Source organism: Pseudonocardia pini, assembly GCF_013870575.1.
Classification (GTDB): Bacteria; Actinomycetota; Actinomycetes; order Mycobacteriales; family Pseudonocardiaceae; genus Pseudonocardia; species Pseudonocardia pini.
In genome coordinates this window covers 1-1895 of the sequence record NZ_JACBXB010000935.1, presented here as the reverse complement: position 1 = coordinate 1895, position 1895 = coordinate 1, and the positions used below count along the sequence as shown (strand labels likewise).

Here is a 1895-nt window from a genome sequence, read left to right as displayed (position 1 = left end):
CAGGCGTTGCGCTCCACAGGTTTCGGTCGCGCTCGGCAGCGAGCATCAGCTCCGGGTCCGCGGCCCGCAGCTGATGCTCGGGTACGTCGACCCCTCGCTGGACGAGCAGGCCTTCGACGAGCACGGCTACTTCCGCTCCGGCGACCTCGGGACCGTGAGCCCCACCGGCACGGTGACCGTCACCGGGCGGATCAAGGACGTCATCATCCGCAAGATGGAGAACATCTCCGCCCGCGAGGTGGAGGAGCTGCTCGCCGACCACCCCGGGCTGGCGGACGTCGCGGTGATCGGCCTCCCGGACGAGGACACCGGCGAACGGGCCTGCGCGGTCGTGGTCGCCACCGACCCCGCCGCCCCGCCCACCCTGGCCTCGCTGACCGAGCACCTCGGGGCGCACGGGCTGTCCACGCGCAAGTTCCCGGAGCAGCTGGAGGTCGTGGCCGAGCTGCCGCGCAACGCGATGGGCAAGGTCGTCAAGCGGGACCTGCAGGCCCGGTTCGCGCCGCCGCCCGCCGCCGTCGTCCGGGAGCCGCTCGGCGGCCTGGGCACCGTCGAGTACACCGTGGACGGCCACGTCGCCACGCTCACGCTGAACCGGCCGGACCGGCTCAACAGCTTCGACCGCACCATGACCGAGGAGGTCGCCCGGATCTGGCGGCACGTCCGAGACGACGACGACGTGCACGTCGCGGTCCTGCGGGCCGCCGGGGACCGGGCCTTCTGCACCGGCCTCGACGTACGCGAGGGACCCTGGTGGAGCGACCAGAACGTGTGGAACCAGGAGGACCCGGGCGCGGCGCTGAGCCCGCGCGCCCACGGCGTGTGGAAGCCGGTGATCGCGGCGGTGCACGGCATGGCCGCGGGGGGCGGGATGTACTTCCTCAACGAGTCGGACATCGTGATCTGCTCCGAGGACGCCACCTTCTTCGACCCGCACGCCAACGGGGGCATGGTGTCCGCGCTGGAACCGATGGGCATGCTCCGGCGCGGGGTGCCGCTCGGGGACGTCCTGCGCTGGGCACTGGCGGGCAACGAGGAGCGGCTCACCGCCGCGACCGCGCTGCGGCTGGGCCTGGTCACCGAGGTCGTGCCACGCGAGCAGCTGTGGCCCACGGCCCGGCGGCTCGCCGACGAGATCGCGAGCAGGCGCCCGCAGGCGATCCAGGGCACCGTGCGGGCGATCTGGGAGTCACTGGACCAGCCGCCGTCGCTCGCCGCGCGCCACGGGCTGGCCTATGCCCAGATCGGCAACCTCGGCCGGGAGCGACTGACCCCGCGGGGCGGCGCCGAGAAGCGGTTCCGGTGAGCCTGCCGCTGGCGGGGACCACGGTCGTCAGCCTGGAGCAGGCCGTCGCCGCGCCCTTCGCCACCCGCCAGCTCGCCGACCTCGGCGCCCGGGTGATCAAGGTCGAGCGGCCCGGCGCGGGCGACTTCGCCCGTGGCTACGACGAGGCGGTGCACGGCACGTCGAGCTACTTCGTGTGGCTCAACCGGTCCAAGGAGTCCCTGACGCTGGACCTCAAGGACCCGGCCGGGCGCGCGGTGCTCGACGAGCTCCTCGCCGCGGCCGACGTGTTCGTGCAGAACCTCGCCCCCGGGGCCACGGCCCGGATGGGGCTCGGGGCGGCGGAGCTCGCGGCCCGCCACCCCCGGCTCGTGGTCTGCGACATCTCCGGGTTCGGCGCGGACGGCCCCTGGGCGGACCGGAAGGCCTACGACCTGCTGGTCCAGGCGGAGGCAGGGCTGATGGCCGTGACCGGGACCCCGGCCGACCAGGTGCGGGTGGGGATCTCGGTCGCCGACGTCGCGGCGGGGATGTACGCCTACTCCGGCATCCTCACCGCCCTGCTCACCCGCGCCACGAGCGCCCGCGCGCCCGCGGTGTCGGTCTCGCT

2 protein-coding genes are annotated in these 1895 nt (G+C 74.2%); both read left to right on the top strand.

Translation table 11 applies throughout. The features are described 5' to 3' along the window. Positions 1-1306: enoyl-CoA hydratase-related protein (locus H5J29_RS31025; RefSeq protein ID WP_220188158.1), on the top strand; the 1306-nt coding region annotated here is incomplete at its 5' end. Then, positions 1303-1895: CaiB/BaiF CoA transferase family protein (locus H5J29_RS31020; protein ID WP_181784494.1), on the top strand; the 593-nt coding region annotated here is incomplete at its 3' end. The genes H5J29_RS31025 and H5J29_RS31020, both read left to right, overlap by 4 nt.